Annotated in this window: 1 pseudogene; it reads right to left on the reverse strand. The window is 64.2% G+C overall.

What is annotated here, in order from left to right:
* Positions 1–122 (reverse strand): annotated as a pseudogene (locus AB4Y42_RS44735) (IS5/IS1182 family transposase); the annotation flags it as partial.
* Positions 123–254: the final 132 nt, after the last annotated feature.

The raw sequence follows: 254 nt of genomic DNA on the forward strand, positions 1-254 counted from the left end.
GCCTCGCGTAACTTGGCGAGCAGCAACTCGTGCAACGCGCTCCACACGCCGGCCTTTTGCCAGTCGCGCAAACGCCTCCAGCAGGTCGGCCCCGATCCGAATCCCAGCTTGGTTGAAAGGTCGCACCTGAGGCTGACCCGGTTCGACGGACGGATTTGCAGCCAGCGATTTGATGCGATCTAACCTCCGCTGAGTGTTGAGTCGCGGGTTGTCCACGGGCGGGCGGCGGGTCGCCTCTCACGACCATGACGCTG

The organism is Paraburkholderia sp. EG286B, from assembly GCF_040965655.1.
In the GTDB taxonomy this organism is placed as follows: Bacteria; Pseudomonadota; Gammaproteobacteria; order Burkholderiales; family Burkholderiaceae; genus Paraburkholderia.